At 69.3% G+C, this 303-nt stretch carries 1 pseudogene; it reads right to left on the bottom strand.

Going from position 1 to position 303, the window contains the following annotated elements:
• Nucleotides 1-277 (bottom strand): annotated as a pseudogene (locus ACYOEI_RS41260) (hypothetical protein); the annotation flags it as partial.
• Between the last annotated feature and the right edge of the window lie 26 nt (nt 278-303).

Below are 303 nucleotides of genomic sequence, written 5' to 3'. Positions count from 1 at the left end.
GGTACCAGGCGGAGACGCCGGAGCTGGTCCGGGCGAGGAGCTCGTCGACGGCGGGGCCGTCGAGGTAGCGGGTCAGCACAGCCCCGACGCCGTTGAAGTCGCCGTAGACCTGGTCGCCGTCGTAGACGGCCCAGCGCTGGCCTGCGAGGACTTTGACGCCGATCCGGTCGCCGACCGCGTCGTAGGTGTAGGTGACTTGCTCGGTGATGGTCCCGGAGCTGTTTCGGATCGTCGCGCCGACGAGCTCGTTGCGGTAGTCCCACGCGAACGTCGTCATCGCCCCCGTCGCATCCGTCCGACTCG

Source organism: Singulisphaera rosea (assembly GCF_054877945.1).
Note: the sequence above shows the minus strand (reverse complement) of the source record. Positions and strands in the feature narration are given on the sequence as shown.